This is a genomic window from Cohaesibacter gelatinilyticus, assembly GCF_900215605.1.
GTDB lineage: Bacteria > Pseudomonadota > Alphaproteobacteria > Rhizobiales > Cohaesibacteraceae > Cohaesibacter > Cohaesibacter gelatinilyticus.
Genome location: NZ_OBEL01000001.1, coordinates 2,081,483 through 2,103,770, shown reverse-complemented (window position 1 = coordinate 2,103,770; position 22,288 = coordinate 2,081,483). Strand labels below are relative to the sequence as shown.

The following is a 22,288-nucleotide window of genomic DNA, read 5'->3' as shown; positions in this document are numbered from 1 at the left end:
GTGCGACAGCTTTAAAGATGCGGATTGAGATCGGTGACAATTCGATCCATGCAGTGAAACGAGGGTATTATGACCATTAATCTGAAGATGCCCGACATTACCGAATTGAAGCCGAGAATTACGGTATTCGGTGTCGGCGGTGCAGGCGGTAACGCTGTCAACAACATGATCAATACCGGCCTTGAAGGTGTTGAATTTGTGGTTGCCAATACCGATGCTCAGGCTCTTACCACGTCCAAGGCGGAGCGTATTGTGCAGATGGGCATCGCTGTGACGGAAGGTCTTGGTGCCGGTTCCCAGCCAGAGGTTGGCCGTGCTGCTGCCGAGGAAGTAATCGACGAGATTGGCGATCATCTCAATGGCTCCCACATGTTGTTCATCACTGCCGGTATGGGTGGCGGTACCGGTACCGGTGCTGCCCCTGTGATTGCACGTGCTGCGCGTGACATGGGTATCCTGACTGTCGGTGTCGTGACCAAGCCTTTTCATTTTGAAGGGCAGCGTCGTATGCGCCTTGCGGAATCCGGCATCGAAGATCTTCAGCAGAGCGTTGATACTTTGATCGTGATCCCGAACCAGAATCTGTTCCGTATTGCCAATGAGAAAACCACTTTCGCTGATGCCTTCACCATGGCTGACGAAGTGCTTTATTCCGGTGTGGCCTGCATTACTGATCTGATGGTCAAGGAAGGCCTGATCAATCTGGACTTTGCCGATGTGCGTTCGGTCATGCGCTCTATGGGTAAAGCCATGATGGGCACCGGCGAAGCATCCGGTGAAGGTCGTGCGCTGGCCGCAGCAGAAGCTGCCATTGCCAATCCACTACTCGATGATGTGTCCATGAAAGGCGCACAAGGTTTGCTGATCTCCATTACTGGCGGTCGGGATCTTACCCTATTTGAAGTGGATGAAGCTGCAACCCGTATTCGCGAAGAAGTGGATGAGGATGCCAACATCATTCTTGGTGCGACATTCGATGAGAGCATGGAAGGTATGATCCGTGTGTCTGTCGTCTCCACTGGTATCGACCAGATGATGCAAGAGTTGGTGACACCGGCCGATCAGCGTATGAAAGAACTGGCCGAGCGCCTGCGTTCTGTTTCTGTTGCAACGCCGGAAGCCCAGGCACAACCAGTGATGCCAGTACCAGCTTCTACCGAGCCGGTTGCTGAAATTCCAGCCGCTCCAATTGCGGAAGCCGTTCAAGCTGTTGAGCGTGAGATCGAATTGCCTGAAATTCCTCTGGCCCGTCCTGCCGAGCAAGATCCTTCTATCTCACTGGCTCCATTCAAGCCAGAAGCTGCGAGCGAACCTTCTGTTCCTGAAGTAGAAGAAGAATTTGAACCGGCAGCTCCAGTTGTTGAAGAGCCCGTGATTGCATCTGCTCCATTCATTCCGCCTGCACCTGAGATGCCAGACAATTTGCATCGCACCATGCCGAAAATGGATGATCTGCCTCCAATGATCCAGCGTGAGTTGGCTCAGTTGCATAGTCAGGACGAGCAGGTACAGGAAGATGAGCAACGCCCAATGAGCTTGCTCAAACGTTTGGCCGCTGTTGGACTTGGCCGTCGCGAGGAAGAAGAAGCTGCTGCGCAGATGCAGGCGCAGGCATTGCAAACCCCTGGTCAGCCACAGGCTCCTCAGGCTGAGCTGCCTGTGATGCCAAGCATGAATGCACCGGCTGCACCTCAGGCTCCGATTTCTCAGCAACCTGCAGCACCTGCCGCAGGATCTCCGTTGAACGAGTTTGCGCCGCGTCCTCAGATGGCTCCACGTCCTCAACATCAGGGCATGTATCAGCCACAGCAAGGTCAACTTGATCCACATGGTCGTGCGGTGCCGAATCCAGCGCCGACACAACCTGCATTGAGTGAAGAAGAGCAGGTGGAGATTCCCGCTTTCTTGCGCCGTCAGGCTCAGTAACAGATTGTTACAAAAACAGTTTTGAACACATAATTGAAGGCCGAAGCATGAACTGCTTCGGCCTTTAACATTTTGAAAATGAATAATAATTAGACCCTGTTTCATTGCACTTTCAATATATTGTTTTTCGTAACAATGGGTAAGAAAGCGTGATTTGTACTGCGCTGGCCGTGCAGGGTATGTTTACCAAAATAACAAGATATGGGTCTGGGCAGGGATTTAAGAACGCGCGCCAATCAAGCGAAGCAAACCCATGCGTCCAAGCCATTGTTAGAAAGCATTAGGGGCGACATTATGACGAATGTGCTGAAAGCCAAGCAGACTACGCTGATGGATCGTGTTGTTGTATCCGGAGTGGGTGTGCATAGCGGAAAGCCTGTCGAAATGGTTCTGCATCCTGCTGACGCCAATACCGGTATCACCTTTGTTCGTGTTGACAAGGAAAAAGGCACTGAAGTCGAGTTTGCTGGTAATTATTCTTCCGTTCTTGATACACGTCTTTGTACGATCATTGGTCACCCTGAAAAAGGCATGATCGCGACTATCGAGCACCTGATGGCGGCTCTGGTTGGCTATGGTGTCGACAATGTGATGGTGGAAGTGGACGCCGACGAAGTGCCTGTGATGGATGGCAGTTCTCGTGCCTATATTGATGCAATTGATCAGGTTGGCTTGAAGGAGCAGAATGCGCCTCGCCGTTATATTCGTGTTCTGAAGCCTGTTCGTGTTCAGAATAATGATTCCGTTGGTGAGTTGCTGCCACATGAAGGCACCCGCTTTGATGTGACCATTGATTTCGAGTGTGATGCAATTGGTGTGCAGACCTTTGATCATGAGATGAGCCCTGAGATTTTTAAACAGGAAGTCAGTCTCGCTCGAACTTTTGGCTTCATGAGCGACGTTGAGAAGCTCTGGGCGGCAGGTTACGCTCTTGGATCTTCTTTGGAAAATTCTGTTGTTATTGATGCAGAGCAGAAAATCGTCAATCCGGATGGTCTTCGCTACGATGATGAATTTGTTCGCCACAAGACTCTGGATGCTGTTGGTGATCTGGCATTGGCCGGAGCACCTTTGCTGGCGCATTATCGTTCCTTCAAAGGCGGCCATAAGCTGAACTTCAATATGCTGGAAGCCTTGTTTGCTGATGACAGCAATTGGGAATGGGTCGAAGCCGATGCTCCAATTCGTAGTGCGACCCGTAGCGGTGTTACCCATTCCACCCCTGCGATTCAGGCGGTTATGGGGCCAGAAACCAACTGACAGGCGCTGTTTAGGTCGATAAGAGTTATGAGGGTACCAAGAAATTGGTGCCCTTTCTTTTTGGAAAGCTGATGAAACTGTAATTTCGACGAGAAAAATGTGGGGGGAGAATTGGTGCCTGACATATTTTTTCCAATATTGTCATTACAGTGATGGCGGATTTAGTTGGTTTCTTGTAAGACAGTGTTGAATTTGATGGTCTCTCGGCAATCTTTTGGCCCGTTATGAGTATAGAGGTACGAGTCTTCATGATGTTTCGGTCAGCAATGAATTTGCGCAATAGTCTGGTATTGCTGGGCGCATTGGCACTTGGTGCCTGTGCCAGCAGTGACCCGTCTGAACTGGCATTTGAAGAAGTGCCGGCTGAAAAACTTTATGCGCAAGGTCTTACCGCTATGGATAGTGGTGATGACAGTCTGGCACGCAAGAAGTTCGAGGAGCTGGATCGCCAGCATCCATATTCAAACTTTGCCCGTCGCTCGATGGTGCTCAGTGCCTATAACGCCTATCGTCAAGGTGATTACAGTGAAAGTGTTTCTTCAGCGAAACGCTTCATTGCGCTCTATCCGAGCGATGAAGATGTGCCATATGCTTACTATCTGATCGGCCAATCCTACTATCGCCAAATCCCGGAAGTAACCCGTGATCAGGAAGCGGCTGAGCGCGCCATGCAGGCGATGAACGAATTGGTTCAGCGCTATCCTGATTCTGAATATGCCTCTGATGCCCGCAAGAAAATCCGTATCACTATGGATCAATTGGCTGGTAAGGAAATGCAGATCGGTCGTTATTATCTGGAGCGCAAGGAATATATTGCCGCTGCGAATCGCTTCAAGCTGGTGGTGAAGGATTTCCAGACGACCCGTCACGTGGAAGAGGGATTGATGCGTTTGGCACAGACTTACCTTGCCATGGGTATTGTCCATGAAGCGCAAACAGCAGTTGCTGTTCTCGGTCATAACTTCCCGGAAAGCAAATGGTACAAGCAGGCTTATAGCATGCTGACCAAGGATGGATTGCAGCCTGAAGTGAACAAAGGGTCTTGGATGTCCAAGATTTTCTCGTAAGGAGAAGCGGACAATTCATATCGGAAGTATGAAAAGCGAGGCTTGGCCTCGCTTTTTTTGTTTGCAGCTCTTGTTAAAACTGGACCAACAGGTTGGTTCTCGCTACAGAGAAGGAAGGGAATGTTTCAGGATGTTCTCTTTTTGTGCTTGTCTTTATTGCAATTCCAATTGCATATGGATTAGCATTGCCGCAGATGCGTACCTGTTTATAGGCAGGCAAAACCGCAATAGTTAAGAGGGGCCAATGCTCGCATCACTCTCAATCCGTGACATCGTGTTGATTGATCGTCTGGATCTGGAATTCGGGTCCGGTATGACTGTGCTTACTGGTGAGACAGGTGCGGGTAAATCCATCCTGCTGGATTCGCTGTCTCTGGCTCTTGGTGGTCGGGGCGATGGCGATCTGGTGAGGGCCGGACAGAAACAAGGGCAGGTGATTGCCATGTTCGATCTGCCGCTTACTCATCCTGCGTATAGAGTTCTGGAAGAACAGGATATCCCTCATGATGGTGAGCTTGTCTTGCGTCGCGTGCAAAATGCAGATGGCCGTACCCGTGCCTATGTCAATGATCAGCCGGTCAGTGCGGGTTTACTTCGCCAGGTCGGTGAAGGCCTGATTGAAATTCATGGGCAGCATGATGACCGGGCATTGGTGGATGCCGATCTACATCGCGTTCTTCTGGATGCTTTTGGTGGATTGGATGAACCTCTACAAAATGTGCAAGAGGCCTATGCTCATTGGCGCAAGGCGGAGCGGGAGCTGTCCAAGCTGGAACGCTCGATAGAAGAAGCGCGCGCGGAAGCAGATTATATTGCAGCAGCTGTCGAGGAACTGTCGGTTTTGTCTCCCATGGAAGGGGAAGAAGAAGAGCTGGCGAGCAAGAGAACCACGATGATGCAATCGGAGAAGATTGCGGGCGACTTGAACGAAGCTTTTCAAGCGCTTGATGGTACCGCATCACCCATTCCGGTTCTCGCCAGCATGATGCGCCGTCTTGAGCGCAAATCCGAACAGGTTCCTGGTCTCATGGAGGCACCGCTGGAACATATGAACCATGCGTTGAACGCATTGGAAGATGCTCGTGGTGCTTTGGATCAGGCCCTGCGTGATACAGCCTATAATCCGCGTGATCTGGAAGAGACCGAAGAGCGTCTCTTTGCTCTTCGAGCCTTGGTGCGAAAGCACAAGGTTCAGGATGCGGATGCGCTTGTCCCGCTGCTTGAGAGAATGCAGAGCGAGATGGATGCGCTTGATCATGGGGAAGAGCGCTTGGTTGCTCTGCGCGAAGAAGCTGTTGCCAGTAAAGATGCTTATGATGCTGCAGCCAAGATCTTGAGTGATGCCCGCGTTGGGATTGCCGAGCGGTTGATTTCTGAAGTCATGATTGAGCTACCGTCTTTGAAGTTGGAGGCTGCCACGTTCCTCGTGCAGCATGAAAGTGACCCTGAAAACCGCAATGCTGATGGCATTGATCAGATTGAGTTCTGGGTGCAGACCAATCCAGGCACGCGCCCGGGACCAATGATGAAAGTGGCGTCGGGTGGTGAATTGTCTCGTTTCCTTTTGGCCTTGAAAGTTGCAATGGCGGACAAAGGCTCTGCGCCTACGCTTGTGTTTGACGAAATTGATACCGGTGTCGGCGGAGCGGTGGCGGAAGCCATTGGCCGTCGTTTGGCACGCTTGGCTGATCAGGTGCAGGTGCTTTCTGTCACCCATGCCCCGCAGGTGGCCTCTCGTGCCATGGCGCATATGCGGATTTCCAAGAGTGCCGTGGATGGTGAAGATCGTGTTGCAACGGCAGTGATCGAGATTGATGGTGATCATCGCGAAGAAGAGATTGCCCGGATGCTGGCTGGCGCTGTGATCACCGATGAGGCGCGTGCTGCAGCCCGTCAACTGTTGTCAGGAGTTGAGCAATGAGTGAAGCCATTAAGGGTGCTCTGGCTCTGGATGAAATCAAGGCTCTGAATGAAGAGCAAGCGACAGAAGAGCTGGCACGGCTTGCATATGTGATTGCGGAGGCTGACAAAGCTTATCACGGTGAAGATGCGCCTGATATGTCGGATGCTGACTATGATGCCTTGCGTAAATCCAACACTGCGATTGAAGCTCTTTTTCCGCATTTACGTCGCGATGATAGTCCTACTTTGCGGGTCGGTGCGGCACCATCAGAGAAGTTTGCCAAGATCACCCATGCGGTGCCGATGCTCTCGCTGGACAACGCCTTTGATGGCGACGATGTGCGTGAATTTGTGGATCGCATGCGTCGCTATCTGGGAATGCCGAGTTCCCAAATTATATGTCTGACCGCAGAACCCAAGATTGATGGTCTCTCCGCCAGTCTTCGTTATGAGAATGGGGTGCTTGTGTATGGAGCAACCCGTGGGGACGGTGCGGTTGGTGAAGATATCACGGCCAATCTGAGAACCATCTCTTCCATACCTCACAAACTACAAGGTTCTGGTTATCCAGATGTATTGGAAGTGCGTGGTGAGGTTTATTTCCCGCGCTCGGAGTTTGACGCGCTGAATGCACGGCAAGAGGAGAGTGGTGGCAAGGTATTTGCCAACCCTCGTAATGCTGCTGCTGGCTCACTTCGTCAATTGGACGCAGACATTACTCGTAGCCGCAATCTGGCGTTCTTTGCCTATGCTTGGGGCGAGATAAGCGAGCCATGGCGGGAAAGTCAATATGAGGCCGTACAAGCTTTTGCAGAGTGGGGGTTCACCATCAATCCGTTGCTTCAGATTTTTGATGATCTGGATGGCTTGCTGGCTCATTACGCCAAGATTGAAGCGCTGCGAGCGGAACTTGATTACGATATCGACGGCGTCGTCTATAAAGTTGATGATCTTGCATTGCAAAAACGATTGGGTTTTGTGTCCCGTGCTCCGCGCTGGGCCATTGCGCACAAATTCCCGGCCGAACAGGCCACAACGATTCTCGAATATATTGACATTCAGGTTGGTCGTACTGGCGCCTTGACACCAGTGGCCAAACTGAAGCCAGTGACTGTCGGTGGTGTGGTTGTCTCCAATGCCACATTGCATAATGAGGATGAGATTGCCCGCAAAGATGTCCGCAAGGGTGATACGGTCATTGTGCAGCGAGCAGGAGATGTAATCCCTCAGATCGTTGGTGTGGTGCTGGATAAGCGCTCAGTCGATTCCAAACCCTATGAACCTTTGACAGAATGCCCGGTTTGTGGCTCACATGCTGTGCGTGAACAAAAGGATGGCGATAAGGAAGATGTGATCCGACGTTGTACCGGGGGCATGATCTGTCCAGCACAGGCCATTGAACAGCTCAAGCATTTTGTCTCTCGCAATGCCATGGATATTGATGGCATGGGGGAGAAGCAGATCGCCGCCTTTTATGAGGAAGGTGAGGTCAAGACTGCTGCTGATATCTTCCGTTTGGAGGAGTTGGATCAGGAAAAGGGGCGTGGTGAGCGCTTGCGCAACAAGGAGGGCTGGGGGGCGACTTCTGCTCGCAACTTGTTTGCAGCCATTCGGGACCGCCGCTCAGTTGAACTGCATCGTTTCATTTTTGCGCTTGGTATTCGCCATGTGGGTGAAACGACTGCCAAGCTGCTAGCCCGTCGCTATGGCACCTTTGAAGTTTTGCGTCAGGCCATGATGACAGCAAAAGAGGTGGATAGCCCAAGCTGGAAAGAGCTGCTGGATATTGACGGTATCGGCGAGGTGATGGCCAAATCCATCGTTGATTTCTTCACCGAAGAGAAGAATGAAGTAGCGCTTACTGATTTGCTTTCCTTTGTCACGCCTCAGGAAGCGGAAGCTGTTCAGACTGATACAGAAATCTCCGGCAAGACGGTGGTCTTTACCGGCAAACTGGAGCGCTTGTCACGATCGGAAGCCAAAAACCAGGCCGAGAGTCTTGGAGCGAAAGTGTCTGGCTCTGTTTCCGCCAAAACTGATATTCTGGTGGCAGGACCAGGTGCCGGTTCAAAGCTGAAGAAGGCGCAAGAGTTGGGTATTACCACGCTCACGGAAGATGAGTGGATTGAGTTGATTGGTAACTGACCACACTATCTGCAAATAAAAGGGCTGGATCACTGAACCGGCCCTTTCATTTGGTGAGGTATTTTCAGGATTTATGAAGAGGCTTGGTTGCTTCGGCCAGCCATAGGCGCTCATCTTCTTCAAGATCATTGGAGAGTTCTGCAAAGACGCGCTCATGATAATCATTGAGCCAGTTTAGTTCCTCGATGCCGAGAAGGTTGGTATCAACCAAACGGCGATCAATTGGGCAAAGCGTCAAGGTTTCAAATTCGTGAACTGCCAACTCACCGCCTTTGGGAACTTCTGCTTTCTGGACTGCGACCAGATTTTCAATACGGATGCCCCAAGTACCTTCCTTGTAATAGCCGGGCTCGTTTGAGAGGATATTGCCTTCTTCCAATGGTACGCTGCCACGTTTGGAGATATTCTGCGGCCCCTCATGGACGCAGAGGTAAGACCCGACGCCATGGCCAGTTCCGTGAGCGTAATCCAAGCCTACCTGCCATAAGGCGTGTCTAGCGAGGGTATCCAATTGAGCGCCTGTGGTACCTTGGGGAAAGCGGGCCAGTGAGATCGCGATCATGCCTTTCAGGACACGGGTGAAGCAGGCACGCATCTCTGCATCGGGCTCGCCAATTGCGATGGTGCGGGTGATATCTGTTGTGCCATCAGGATATTGACCACCGGAATCGACCAGATAAAGGCTGTTTTCCTCCAGCCTTCGATTGGTGGTCTCTGTCACCCGATAATGAACGATAGCTCCGTTAGGACCGGCACCTGAAATGGTGTCAAAGGAGATGTCTTTCAGGCAACCGGTCTCAGTCCGGCATTGCTCCAACTGCTTCGCAGCTTGAATTTCATCGACTGTGCCGGTTGGGGCTACGTTGTCCAGCCAGCTCAAGAATCGGACCATAGCTGCGCCATCACGTAAATGAGCGGACCGCATACCTGCTAATTCTTCTGGTGTTTTGGCGGATTTCAAGCGTAGGCACGGGTCAGACCCTTCGACCAATACCGCATTCGAGAGCTCCAGCATGGAGACGACGGCCTGAGGTGTCAAAGTGAGATCAATCAACCAACTTTTGGCATCTGCTTCATTGCCGGTAAAGAATTGTTCAAGCTCTTTTGGTGCAACCACTGTCAAGTTGTTGGGCAGCAATTTGCATGTTTCGCGAGGAAGTTTCTTTTCTTCGCAGATTAGGTAAGCCTTTGCCGACTTGGTGACGATGGCAAATGCGAGTGGTAGGGGGGCACGAGGAACATCAGCACCACGAATGTTTAAGAGCCAAGCGACGCTATCTGCTTGTGTGATGAAGGTAGCATCAGCCTTGTCAGCAATCTTGTCAGCGATGAGTTGGATTTTATCTTCTGCATTCCGACCGGTCAGCTCGAACGGTTGCGGGACAATCGGAGCGCTCGGGCGAGCCGGTTGATCTGACCAGATGGAATCAACCGGATTTTTGGAAACCGGTTCCAGTTTTGCCTTGGCTTTGATACAGTTTTGCTCCAGCTGCTCCGCATGTTTTGCGGTATGAAGCCATGGATCAAAACCGATAACATCACCTTCCTTGATATTCTCTTTCAGCCATTGTGCCGGGGTTGTTTCCGGAAAGGAAACAGGCGTCAATAGATCTGTGTCCACCTGATCGCGTACTTGTAGGGTATAACGACCATCAATGAAAATGGCTGCCTTGTTGCGCAAGACAATGACAGTACCTGCGGAACCGGTGAAACCGGTGAGCCAGGCAAGACGCTCTGCATAATCTGCCAAATTTTCTCCGCCATATTCATCTGCACGTGGCAGGATGAAGCCGGTCAATCCCTGCTCCTGCAATTCCTCGCGTAGCAGAGGGAGACGGACACGGCCCTGATCTGGGCTGGCTTGGTCGGAGAAGATTTGAAACATGTTGATCTCTTTTGGCAATGAGAAATAATCCACAGCCTCCGGGCGGGCGCGGAGCAGACTTTTATGGCTATGATTTGATGGTGCCCAATGTACCGATGAAGTGCAAGGTGGCTTTAGGGGGCTGTCGTGTTATCCGCTGAAAAATTTGCTTAACCTGCCATGCATTTTTTGCAGAGCTGTCTTGTAAAACTGAGACTTCTCAAATGTATGGAAAATCCACATATTAGGCTCAAGAAAAACGCAAAGAGCAGAGGGCCATTGATGGCGCCTCCCAACCTGCTCCATGTAAAGGATGAGACCATGTCCGTTATTCGTCGTACTTTTGATCGTATGATCCACGCTCGCGAGCAGGAAGCTCGTCGTTATGTTCAAGCTTACATCCGCAATGCTGACCGTAGCCTGCTTTCTGCTGGTGGTTTTGATGCGGACGAAGTGAAGTCCAAAGACGCAAAATATCTGCCATTCTAAGTTCTGGAACTTGACTTGGTTTGGATTCATCAGTCTTGCGACTGAGAAAAAGTAAAGCGGGCCTTGGCCCGCTTTCTTTGTATCTAGAGCATATGCCCGCAAACCGCGCACACTTTTGGGCAATATGCTTCTAGGGTATGCCTGATCAGAAACTGTATGATCAGCTCTGCAGGACCAGAACCAGCCAGCCATCTTCTTCTACAGCGCGCAGCAGATGGAAGCCTTGTTGACGATAGGCTGCAACGACCTTGGCTTTCTGGTGAGGCAACAAACCTGAAAGCACAATGCGGCCACCCAGCATGGTGTTGGCGGCTACATCCTTGGCCATGTCACAAAGTGGTCCGGCCAGAATATTGGCAACGATCAGATCGAACGGGCCTTCTTCCTTGAAAATGGGATGGCTGAAGCCGGAAGCACAAGCAAGTTTCACATATGGATGCACCTCATTGATTCGGACGTTGTCGCGGCTGGTTTCAACGGAAATCGGGTCAATGTCGGTTGCCACAATGGTCTGCTTGAGCAATTTTGCAAGCGCAATGGCAAGGACAGCTGAGCCTGTGCCGAGATCCAGAATGCGTTCAGGTTGAATTTGCTTCAGCTCTTCACTCAAGACCTTCAGGCAGCCTGCTGTGGTGCCATGGTGGCCAGTGCCGAATGCTTGACCAGCATTGATCTGTACAGGAATGCGGCCTTTGGTGTTCATGCCAACATCATGGGAGCCATGAATAACAAAACGGCCTGCTTCAACTGGCACCAGGCCTTCCAGGCTTTTGCTTACCCAATCTTCGTCTGGCAGAGTTACCTTTTCCAATGGTAGCGAGATGTCCTGAGTCTTCAGATTGTCCAGTGCTCGGGAAAGGGCTTCGTCGGCAATTTCCTCAGCTGGATAGAGGGACAAGGCCCAGACTTTGGCGTCTTCATCAATCTCGAAATTGGAAATGGCAAAGCCGTCTTCTTCGAACAGGACTTCAAGATGCCGGGCGGCATTCTGGACCTGATCGGCAGGGCCTTCGGCATAGAGATAGTGGGACATGTGTCAGTCTTTCGCTTGACGTATAACGCTATGGCAACTCGATGCCAATTTTGTGCTTCGATAGCGGCTCTTGGAGGTAAAGGCAAGATCACAAGATGTTCCGCTGGCGTTTCCGCCAATCAATGACGTTCCACAAAGCTGTCAATCACCCGCTTAGTGCCGGTAGAAAACTCGACTGTCAACTTGTTACCTTCGATGGATTTGACATTCCCGTAGCCGAATTTCTGATGGAAAACACGCTCACCTACTGAATAGAGAGATGGTGTATCTGAGGTGCCTTTGGCGATCAGTTCGCCATCAATCACCTTGCCACTGGAAGCAGGTCCGCCTCCATAGCGTTGCTTGGGCTTGCCGGTTTTCTTGGCCTTGTTGTTTTGAGCGCGTTTCCAGCCCGGAGTATCGTAATTGTTCTCGAACGGATCGGAGCTATCAAAGCGGCTTTTGCCATAGATGGAGCCACCGACACCGGAATTGCCATAGCCGCCATAAGTGGATTGGCTCTCCACAACGTCCACATGAGCGGGAGGCAGTTCGTCCAGAAAACGCGATGGGACGGAACTCTGCCAAAGACCATGAATGCGGCGATTGGAAGCCACATAAATCTTGGCACGTTTCTTGGCACGGGTGATGCCCACATAAGCAAGACGGCGTTCTTCTTCCAAACCGCGTGTGCCGGATTCATCCAAAGCACGTTGATGAGGGAAAAGACCTTCTTCCCAACCTGGCAGGAAAACGGTGTCAAATTCCAATCCCTTGGCTGAGTGCAATGTCATGATGGAGACTGCTTCATTACTTTGGGCAGAATCACGATCCATGACCAGCGCAATATGTTCCAGGAAGCTTGGAAGGCTGTCGAACTCTTCCATGGAGCGGATGAGTTCCTTCAAGTTGTCGAGGCGGCCAGGGGCATCAGCGCTTTTGTCCTTCTGCCACATCTCGGTATAACCGGACTCATCCAAAATCATTTCAGCCAGTTCGGTATGCTTCATGGAAGCGAGCATGGTGCGCCAATGGGTAAACTGGCCGAGCACGCCCTTCAGCGAATTGCGCGGACGCGGTTTGAGTTCTTCTGTCTGAACCAGATCAGTTGCAGCTTCGGTAAGAGGCAAACCATGGCTTCGGGCGTGATCGTGAACTTGTTTGAGTGTTGCATCACCCAGGCCGCGGCGCGGGGTGTTGACGATACGCTCAAAGGCCAGATCATCGGCAGGTTGTACCACGCAACGGAAATAGGCGAGGGCATCACGGATCTCGGCGCGTTCATAGAAGCGCGGGCCGCCAATGACGCGATAGTTCAGCCCCATGGTGATGAAGCGATCTTCGAACTCGCGCATCTGGAATGACGCACGGACGAGAATGGCAATTTCGTTCAGATCATGTTTGGCACGCTGGAGATCTTCGATTTGCTCACCGATGGTGCGGGCTTCTTCCTCGCTGTCCCAAGCTGATGTGACTGTTACCTTCTCCGCGTCGTCATCTTCGATTTGGGGATGAAGCGTTTTACCGAGACGGCCTTCATTATAAGTGATCAAATGAGAGGCTGCGGCAAGAATATGGACCGTGGAGCGATAATTGCGTTCAAGTCGAATGACCTTGGCGCCGGGAAAATCTTCCTCGAACCGCAGAATGTTATCGACTTCTGCGCCACGCCAACCATAGATGGATTGGTCGTCGTCACCAACGCAGCAGATATTATTGCCGCCTTGGGCCAGCAGGCGCAGCCAGAGATATTGCGCGATATTGGTGTCTTGATACTCGTCCACCAGAATATAGCGAAAGCGCTTGTGATAATCGGCCAATATGTCCGGGTTTTCGCGGAAGAGCCGCAAGCATTCCAGAAGCAGATCTCCAAAATCACAGGCATTGAGAACTTTCAGGCGGGCCTGATATTCCGTATAGAGTTTGACGCCATGGCCTTGGGCAAAATAATAGCCTTCGTCTTGTGGGACTTGTTGTGGCGTCAGGCCGCGGTTCTTCCAGCCATCAATCAGAGTGTTCAGTTGGCGCGCAGGCCAGCGCTTTTCGTCCAGGCCTTGGGCTTGGATAAGCTGCTTCATCAGGCGAAGTTGGTCGTCAGTATCAAGGATGGTGAAATTGGATTTCAGATCCACCAACTCCGCATGTCGACGCAGGATCTTCACGCCAATCGAGTGGAAGGTGCCCAGCCATTGCATGCCCTCGACATTGCCGCCGATGAGATTGCCGATGCGGTCCTTCATTTCGCGGGCGGCCTTGTTGGTGAAGGTCACTGCGAGGATCTGCCAAGGCATGGCGCTGCGGGTTGCCAGAATATGACCGATGCGGGTGGTAAGAACACGGGTCTTGCCTGTACCTGCGCCAGCCAGCACCAGAAGTGGCCCATCGATGCTTTCTACCGCATCCCGTTGTTCCGGGTTCAGGCCATCCATATAGGGTACGGGCCGCATCTTTTGCAATTGTGCTCGAATGCTTTGATGATCAGGCTCACCGTCTGACGGAGTAGGGGGTGTCGGTGGTGAAGCAAACAAGTCAGACATGGAGTGAGTGGGTCCTACTGGATCGGTTTATGCATGGCATTGAAGGGCATAAGCCCTTATAAACCAGATTTCGAATCTGGATCTAGAACATTATAGCAACATAATGGCTTTGTCAGGACTTTCTAAGCCTTTTTTAAAGGGGGCGATAGAAGTCAAATGCCATTGGTGGGCATTCCAGTCTTAGCGGTGTTCTTGCGCATGGGTGTCGATCAACAGGTCGTTGAAATAGCGAAGGGCATCAACTTGCTTTGCCCAACCAAGTATTTTGGTTGGATCATCAGGATCTGCGACGGGGATTGGTTCGCCACCACAGGCGTCAAAGGCCTTCAAAGCTGTTTCCAGATTATCCATCAACCGTAATGTGTCTGAATCTTCCGGAAGTAGATGGTCTTCTTCCAAAGCATCCTCTGTCAAAGGATGATAGAATTGCGCCACTTTGATATGGGTAACAAGGAACTTGTGATCACCTTCCTGTAAGAAGACACCGCGCATTTCCAGCTGCCAATGAAAATAGGAGCGCCCATGCAGTGCCAATGTCAGGCCTGTGGCAATGGAGACTGTGATAAGTAGTGCGATGGAGAGCGCATATCCACCGGTGAGCTCAAAGACGATCATTGTGGTGGAGACAGGGGCGCCGAGAACCGCAGCGGCCACGGCTCCCATTCCAAGAATGGAATAGAGGCCCTGGCTTGATGCCATTTCCGGGAAGACTTGCGCAGCGATGATGCCAAAGACACCGCCAGTCATGGCGCCGACATAGAGCGAAGGCGAGAAAATTCCCCCGCCGAAACGCGAGGCGAGCGTGATGGCTGTTGCCGCTGTCTTGGCAATGATCAGCGCGAAAAGCATGGCGAGGGGCAGCTTTTGGTGCAGGGCCATGTCGGTTGCTTCATAGCCAACCCCCAGAACTTCCGGGAACACCAGAGCGATACAGCCAATGACAAAGCCACCAATGACTGGGCGCAGGAACAGCGGTATTTTTACATGCCGGGCGACCCAGTCCGTGCCCATCAGAGAAAATTGAAACAACACAGCAACGACGGCACAGGTGATACCGAGCAAAGCAAACGCCGGGAGTTCCCAATAGGATGTGATCTGATAGGCCGGGATGTCAAAGGCTGCTATATCGCCAAAATAAAGGCGGGACAGCAAGGTGCCCATGGCTGACGCCAGAACGATAGGCACAAAGGCAGTCATGGCATAATGGCCGAGAATGACCTCATGGGCGAACAGGACGCCGGCGATGGGAGCATTAAAACTGGCTGATACTGCACTGGCGACGCCACAGGCCAGCAAGGTTTTGCGGGCAGTTGAGGGCAGACTGAACAGTTCGCAGACGATTTTTGCAAGACTGGCACCCAGATGCACCATTGGACCTTCACGACCAGCACTGGCACCAGCGCCCAGTGAGACGATGGTCACGGCGGCGCTATCCAATCCTTGCCAGAAACGCAGACCGGAACCACCGTGAGCACGCGCCTCGATGACATCGGCAACACCTTCAGCGCGTTTGATCGGATGGACATATTCGAGAAACAGACCGACAAAGAGCCCACCCAATGTAGGAGCAAGCAGGATAAGCCAATAAGGTTGGTTATCGGCAGCGGTGGCGATGCTTTCACTTATGGTGCCGAGCCACGTCCATTGCACAGCGCCGATCCCCAATCGAAATATGATCGCTGCGCAGGAGACAAGCAGGCCAATCAGAATGGCCAATAGCCATAATTGTGGTTGTTGAGTTGCCAGATAGCTGCGCCAATTGGGTTCGATCCAGTTTTTGGCAAGGGAGACGGGATTTAACCAGCGCATGTTTTTCTTCTGGCCTGTTGTTTGTGATGCTCGATAATTGGCTCTTGTGCCAGAGTAGCATGTCTTACGAAACAAGATTGCTTGAAATTCAACTATAAAGCCAGATTCGCCAATTCAAAAGCGCTCTGCGTGGTAAGATCTACAAGCTTTTGTGAGCAGAAACAGCTTTGTCCGAGTTGATAGCTAAGGCAGCAGGATGCGCTTTGTCCTGTCCCATAGAGCATTACTACGCTATTTTCGCGTGGTTTCCTTTGCTAGATAAGACACAAACGAGAAGAAAAGCAGGAGATAACCCCCATGGTTGAGCCAATCTTTGCGCGTGTAAAGGACCAGAAGGCTATCGATGTTGTTTGTGCGGAACTGGAAAGTAAATATTCCAACCGTTTCACGAAAGGGGAAGCTTTGCGCGAACAACACGGTCATACGACCACATGGTTAGAGAATCAGGTGCCGGATGGCGTGGTGTTTGCTCATTCTGCAGAAGAGGTCTCCGATATCGTCAAACTTTGTGCTGAATGCAATGTTCCTGTCATTCCGTTTGGTACAGGTTCGTCGCTGGAAGGACATCTGAATGCTCCATATGGTGGCATCTCCATAGATGTTTCCCAGATGAATGAAATTCTGGACGTGTATGCTGAAGATTTGAGCTGCCGTGTCGGGGCAGGTGTGACACGAAAGCAGCTTAATGATTATTTGCGTGATACCGGCTTGTTCTTTCCAATTGATCCTGGAGCTGATGCGTCCATTGGTGGTATGGCGGCAACTCGTGCTTCTGGCACCAATGCAGTTCGCTATGGCACCATGAAGGACAATGTTCTGGCGATGACTGTTGTGATGCCTGATGGTGCCATTGTCCGCACTGCCAGCCGCGCCAAGAAAAGCTCCGCTGGATATGATCTGACACGTTTGATCGTGGGATCAGAAGGAACTCTCGGTATCATCTGTGACGTAACGTTGAAATTGTCCGGTATTCCGCAAGCTATAGCAGGGGGCATTTGCAATTTTCCTGATCTGGAAAGTGCTTGCAATGCCGTGATTCTGACCATTCAATGTGGTATTCCCATTGCCCGTATCGAGCTGCTTGATCCTCTCCAGGTCAAGGCTTGCAACGATTATTCCAATCTGAACTTGAAGGAACGGCCAACTCTATTTGTCGAATTTCACGGTTCAGAGAATGGAGTATCGGAGCAGTCTCAGCTGTTCTCTGAAATTGTTGCGGATTGTGGTGGTGAAGATTTCCAATGGACAACGAAAGCAGAGGAACGCACGGCTCTTTGGACTGCACGCCATGATGCCTATTGGGCAGCACATGCTTTGCGCCCGGGAGCCAAGGGATTATCTACGGATGTTTGTGTGCCAATCTCACGCCTTGCGGAATGTGTCATGGCAACCCAGGCTGATCTTGATGAATTTGGTTTCATTGCTCCTATCGTGGGGCATGTGGGTGATGGTAATTTTCACGTGCTGTTGTTGCTGGATCCCGAGAAGCCGGAAGAGCATGAAAATGCGGAAATCTTCCTTGAACGTCTGGCCTTGCGCGCCATTGAAATGGGCGGAACCTGTACCGGCGAACATGGTGTTGGTCAGGGCAAGATGAAATATATGAGTTATGAATATGGTGCGGGTCTTGGTGTCATGGCGGCCATCAAACAGGCAATTGACCCCCAAAATATTATGAATCCGGGGAAAATCCTTCCCAAAACTGATTGAGGACGGTTTGGGATTTGCCGCTTTGCCCGTGACAGAGTAGCTTAAGGCCACAACCCAGTAGTCCATAGACCGCCTTTGTTGTGGTTTTCAGTTCGGAGGGTAAGGCCCTGAATACGCTCTATATTGGTATTGGCGGCACAATTCTGCTGGCCCTGATCATTGCGTTGGTGGGACCGCTTTTTGTTGACTGGACGTCCTATCGTTCAGCCTTTGAACGTGAAGCCAGTCGGGTTTTGGGGCAACCGGTTCGTGTTCTTGGCACAGCGGATATGCAAATTCTGCCCTTGCCACATCTACAGTTTGGTACTGTGCATGTGGGGGCCGACCGGGATAAGCCGCTACTGGTTATTGATCAATTTGATGTACGCATTGAACTTCTGCCCTTGATCAAGGGGGAGGTCGAGGTGGTCGATATGACCTTGACCTCACCGCGTTTGCGTCTGGATCTTGATGAAAAGGGTCAATTGAGGTGGAAGCGCCAACCTGATCTGCAAGCTCATTTGGTGCCGACACATATCAGTCTTAATGATGTTATCATCAAAAATGGACAATTGTCTTTGGCCGATAGACAGACCGGGCGTGTCTTTCAGCTTGATGATTTCAACGGCAATCTTGCAGCTCGTGATCTGTTTGGGCCGTATAAGTTCGAAAGCTCATTTCTTCATGATGGTCAGCCTTATTCTTTGATGGTGTCAACCGGTTCGCCTAATTCTCAAGGAGTTCGGGTCAAGAGTCTGTTGACCCCGGCCAATGAGCCTTTGACTGTGGCAATGGATGGTTTGGTCAGCTTTGATGATGGGGAAGGTCTGCACTATCGTGCCAAGGTTAATGTCAAGAATCTGATTGAGGATGGTTTTGCGACCAATGACGGGGGGGGAACGAACCGTCTTGCCAATGTGCCTTGGTCTTTCAGCGCGGATGCTGATCTTTCTGCACGTGGATTGTCTCTGACAAAGCTGGAACTGGAGCATGGACCGAAGGAACAGGCTTATCGAGTTAATGGCAATGCAAATGTCGATTGGGGTGGTGATCCCTCCTTCGATGTGAAACTGGCATCACGACAATTGGATTTGGATCGGGCCTTGGGGCAGGGACCAAATGCACCAGTGGACTTGCAACAGGCTCTGTCTGCGTTCGGGCGTTTGCTTCAGGCTTTGCCTAAGCCACAAATGAATGGTCAGGTAAGCTTTGACGTGCCCGGAGTTATTCTGGGTGGCGGTATCGTTCGCAATTTTCTGTTTGAGGCGCGGCTCTCGAATAAAGGAGAACAGGGTGCATGGCAAATCGAAACGCTGGAAGCCGACTTGCCAGGCAACAGCCGCGTTGCATTGACAGGGCTCTATTCCGCCCGATCTCAAAATAAGGGGGGTGTTTATGCGTTCGAAGGAGAAGGGCGGCTACGATCTGAAAATCCTTCTGCTTTTGCAAAATGGTGGCTGAAAAATCCTACACAACAAAGCAAGCTTGCTCCTTTTGATTTAAGCGGTCAGATTGCGTTGAAACCTGATTATTTCTCCGTTTCGCGGATGAACCTTACTATTGAAGGGGATCGGGTGCGCGGCCGGATTGACTGGCAAGACGGCAAGGAACGGGTGTCTGATACAGGCAGTGGAGCTTTGACCATTGTTGCGGAAGCGGACAAGCTGGATTTGGATGTGGCGCAGGGGATTGGGGCATTGCTGCTATCCAATAATGGCGCGGATGCTGGCAAGATCTCCAATATCTCTCTTGATATCAAGGCCCGCCGTTTTGTTAGTGGTGGTTTTGAGGGGCGGTCATTGGCTGCCAAGACTTACCTGTCCGCCGGTATCGTCGATGTTGAGACTCTCGTGATTGATGATTTTGAAGGGGCAAAAATTGATGTCTCCGGACGTTTGGAGAATTTGACCTCTGTGCCGAATGGTCAGGTTAGTGGGACACTTCAAGCCCAAAAACTGAACGGACTGGTTGCGCTGGTGAAACGCTTGGCACCAGATATGGCTTTCAGCCACTGGTTGGAAAATGTCCAAGCTTCTGTGGAACCGGCCGATCTGTATTTCACAGTTACCGATCGAAGTGCTGTCAATGGCATTGTTGGTTCGATATCCGGTAAATTGGGTGGCGGAGAGCTGGAACTGAAAGCACAGTTGGATGGAACGCCACAGCAATGGACACAAGCCCCGATGCGCCTGTCAGCTGTCGTGTCGCAAAATGATGGCAGTAAACTGATCGGATTATTGACTGGTCAGAATTTGGTTGTGCCATTGCCTGGCTTGAAAGCTCAGATCGAGCTTGATGGAATTGTTGCTGATGGTGCAAAGCTGGATAGTCGTGTGCTTGCGGAAGATGGTGGGTTGGAATTTTCCGGTACATTAAAACGTGATGGAAAAGATGTGCTGGCTAAAACTCACGTTGAGGGTGATCTCGCGTTGCAAGCTGATGATTTAGCACCTTATTTTTTGGCTCTTGGATTGCCAATGGGAGATCTTGCGCAGGCCTTGCCGGTCGAGTTGTCAGCAAAGTTTCGCTATGAGGGGGATAATGCTCGTTGGCAGGATCTGCGGGGACGCTGGAATCGTCAGCCAATTGCGGGTGATCTTGTTTATCGCCTGGAAGGCAATGAAGGGTTGATGGAAGGATCTCTTTCGCTGGGAGATCTGGATGGATATTGGTTGGGTGAAAGTCTGCTTGGCCCGGGACGCCTCACATCAAATAGTACTGATTGGCAGGATATAGCCTTTTTACCTCCATCCAAGGTTGGTGAACTCTATCCCGTGCGCCTAAAGCTCAATGTTGATGCACGTTCCATGGAATTGGCGGCTCCTTATATACTTCAACAGCCGAAATTCGAGCTTTCCTGGCAACCTGATCAACTGATTATTCGCAATATGAAAGGCCTCCTTGAAGGTGGTTCCGTGTCTGGTAATTTGCAGATCAGCAATGTTGACGGGCAAGGTGTTGCCAAAGGCCATGTGCAGGTTGGGGATGTCGCTTTGGCTCCGTTGGTTTGGGAGAGAGAAGGGCGCGCCGTTGCCGATGGTTTGTTGGATAGCGTGATTGACTTTGAGGCACAAGGTCGCTCTTTGGCCGGTATGGTTTCAACACTGTCAGGTTCGGGAGCCTTCACTGTAAAAAAAGCTGTTTTGCGCTATTTGAACCCTTCGGCTTTTGATTTGGTTGTGCGGGCAGTGGATGCTGGGCTGCCATTGGAAGACAAGGCGATTTCTGATGCGTTTCAATCACATCTCGATGCTGGATCGGTGAATGTTGCAAGTCTTGATGGTACATTCCGTCTTGCAGGTGGGGCTCTTCGGACCGGGTCGATTGGTAATGACAGCGATGGACTGCTATCTCGTGGCAGCTTGACCATGGATCTGAATGAACAGACATTGGCCGGTGATTGGTCTATTTCTGTAAAACCAAGAGAAGAAGATGCGGTCACCGGTGCGGTACCGGAAGTTGGTGTCGTTTTTTCTGGTGCATTGGCTGAACCGAAACGTCTGATAGACGTGGCGCCTTTCACCGGGTATTTGAGCATTCGAGCGTTTGAGCGAGAAGTTGACCGCATTGAGACCATGCAGGCCGACATTCTGGAGAAAGAAGGGTTCCGGAGAAAAATCAAACTCTATCGTCAGGAGGCCAAGCGACGGGAAATCGACGCTCTTGCAGCCAAGGAAGAAGCGGAACGTAGGGCGAAGGAAGAGATTGCCCGCAAAGCTCAGGAAGCTTTGGAAGCCAAGAAAGCCCGCGAAGCAGAGTTGGTCCGTCAAGCTGAAGAAAAACGCCGCGCTGAGGAAGAAGCCAGAAAAGCTCAAGAGGCGGAGGCTGCACGACAACAAGAAGAATCCCGGTTGGCTCGAGAGGCGGAAGAAGTTCGCTTGGCTGAGGAAGAGCGTAAAGCTGAAGAGGCTCGCAAAGCTGAAGCTGCTCGTCAGGAACTCTTGCGTCTGCAAGAGGTAGAGCGCTTGCGGATTGAGGAGTTGCGTCGCAAACAGAGAAAACCGCGTAAAGAATGGATCAACCCCGATGAACTTGATCCGAATGGTATTGAGATCAAGCCATTGGCACCATTGCAGCAAGGTAGTCAATCCAGTGATCAGCCAGCTGACCCTTTGTCTTTCAGTGCTCAAAATGGGATAGTTACTGGTGGAATTGAAACCACCGGCACCATTGTTTCGGCAGATGAAACTGTCGGTGCTGACGCAATTCAGGTGTTGCCCAATCGATTGAGGATTTTACCCAAAGCTCCGGCGCGTGGGGTTTCATTGGGATATGAGCGGGGAAGCCAACAGGATCTGTTCGAGCGGCTGCGTCAGTCGCCTGATTTGATCATTCAGTTGGACTGATATGTTTCGTTATCCGGAGAAGGAGTGGGTTGAATCTGTGCTTTATAAAAGTTGAGCACAGCCAGTCTGATGGCGGAGGACAGATTTGTACTTCCTCTATCCTTGTCGATCTGGCGAATGACATCTGCCAGAGATCTGTTGCGTGTGGCAGCAATGGCCTTGAGACCAATCCAGAACTCGTCTTCCAGACTGATGGAGGTGCGGTGGCCAGAAATGGTGACGGAGTGCTTTTGCATCTCTTT

At 51.3% G+C, this 22,288-nt stretch carries 13 protein-coding genes; 8 read left to right on the top strand and 5 right to left on the bottom strand.

Features of this window, described 5'->3' with window-relative positions:
- The first annotated feature begins 69 nt into the window (after nt 1-69).
- The 5 genes from ftsZ to ligA all read left to right on the top strand — a co-directional run bounded on the left by ftsZ (nt 70) and on the right by ligA (nt 8,300).
- Nucleotides 70-1,926, top strand: coding sequence for a cell division protein FtsZ (gene ftsZ / locus CRO57_RS09550; protein WP_097153021.1), 1,857 nt, complete (start codon nt 70-72; stop codon nt 1,924-1,926).
- A 294-nt stretch (nt 1,927-2,220) separates the two neighbouring features.
- Nucleotides 2,221-3,186, top strand: a complete 966-nt coding sequence (gene lpxC / locus CRO57_RS09545; RefSeq protein ID WP_097153315.1) for a UDP-3-O-acyl-N-acetylglucosamine deacetylase — start codon at nt 2,221-2,223, stop codon at nt 3,184-3,186.
- A gap of 248 nt (nt 3,187-3,434) precedes the next feature.
- Nucleotides 3,435-4,253, top strand: coding sequence for an outer membrane protein assembly factor BamD (locus CRO57_RS09540; RefSeq protein WP_244580043.1), 819 nt, complete (start codon nt 3,435-3,437; stop codon nt 4,251-4,253).
- A gap of 244 nt (nt 4,254-4,497) precedes the next feature.
- Nucleotides 4,498-6,174 carry a DNA repair protein RecN gene (recN, locus tag CRO57_RS09535; RefSeq protein WP_097153019.1) on the top strand — a complete coding sequence of 559 codons (1,677 nt, stop codon included), beginning with the start codon at nt 4,498-4,500 and terminating at the stop codon, nt 6,172-6,174.
- Nucleotides 6,171-8,300, top strand: a complete 2,130-nt coding sequence (ligA, locus tag CRO57_RS09530; RefSeq protein ID WP_097153018.1) for an NAD-dependent DNA ligase LigA — start codon at nt 6,171-6,173, stop codon at nt 8,298-8,300. The genes recN and ligA overlap by 4 nt, the downstream gene beginning before the upstream one ends.
- A gap of 64 nt (nt 8,301-8,364) precedes the next feature.
- Here the strand turns inward: ligA and CRO57_RS09525 are convergent, their stop codons facing one another.
- Complete coding sequence (locus CRO57_RS09525; protein WP_097153017.1) at nt 8,365-10,185, bottom strand: aminopeptidase P family protein; 1,821 nt, start codon at nt 10,183-10,185, stop codon at nt 8,365-8,367.
- A gap of 261 nt (nt 10,186-10,446) precedes the next feature.
- On the opposite strand from CRO57_RS09525, the gene CRO57_RS09520 reads away from it, so the two are divergent.
- Nucleotides 10,447-10,653 (top strand): hypothetical protein, encoded by a 207-nt coding sequence (locus CRO57_RS09520; protein WP_097153016.1) that lies wholly within the window; start codon nt 10,447-10,449, stop codon nt 10,651-10,653.
- A 160-nt stretch (nt 10,654-10,813) separates the two neighbouring features.
- Here the strand turns inward: CRO57_RS09520 and CRO57_RS09515 are convergent, their stop codons facing one another.
- The 3 genes from CRO57_RS09515 to CRO57_RS09505 form a co-directional block, all read right to left on the bottom strand.
- Nucleotides 10,814-11,686: a 50S ribosomal protein L11 methyltransferase gene (locus CRO57_RS09515; RefSeq protein ID WP_097153015.1), complete on the bottom strand. Its 873-nt coding sequence runs from the start codon at nt 11,684-11,686 to the stop codon at nt 10,814-10,816.
- A 119-nt stretch (nt 11,687-11,805) separates the two neighbouring features.
- Entirely contained in the window at nt 11,806-14,202 is a 2,397-nt protein-coding gene (locus CRO57_RS09510; protein WP_097153014.1) for an ATP-dependent helicase, read from the bottom strand.
- Between the two features lie 180 nt (nt 14,203-14,382).
- On the bottom strand, nt 14,383-16,011 hold the full coding sequence (locus tag CRO57_RS09505; protein ID WP_097153013.1) for a chloride channel protein: 1,629 nt from the start codon (nt 16,009-16,011) through the stop codon (nt 14,383-14,385).
- A 297-nt stretch (nt 16,012-16,308) separates the two neighbouring features.
- On the opposite strand from CRO57_RS09505, the gene CRO57_RS09500 reads away from it, so the two are divergent.
- Both CRO57_RS09500 and CRO57_RS09495 read left to right on the top strand, forming a co-directional pair.
- Nucleotides 16,309-17,721: an FAD-binding oxidoreductase gene (locus tag CRO57_RS09500; RefSeq protein ID WP_097153012.1), complete on the top strand. Its 1,413-nt coding sequence runs from the start codon at nt 16,309-16,311 to the stop codon at nt 17,719-17,721.
- Between the two features lie 80 nt (nt 17,722-17,801).
- On the top strand, nt 17,802-22,046 hold the full coding sequence (locus CRO57_RS09495; protein WP_097153011.1) for an AsmA family protein: 4,245 nt from the start codon (nt 17,802-17,804) through the stop codon (nt 22,044-22,046).
- Here the strand turns inward: CRO57_RS09495 and CRO57_RS09490 are convergent.
- On the bottom strand, nt 22,034-22,282 hold the full coding sequence (locus CRO57_RS09490) for a ribbon-helix-helix domain-containing protein (RefSeq protein WP_097153010.1): 249 nt from the start codon (nt 22,280-22,282) through the stop codon (nt 22,034-22,036). The two genes, CRO57_RS09495 and CRO57_RS09490, sit on opposite strands and share 13 nt — an antisense overlap.
- Nucleotides 22,283-22,288 lie beyond the last annotated feature (6 nt).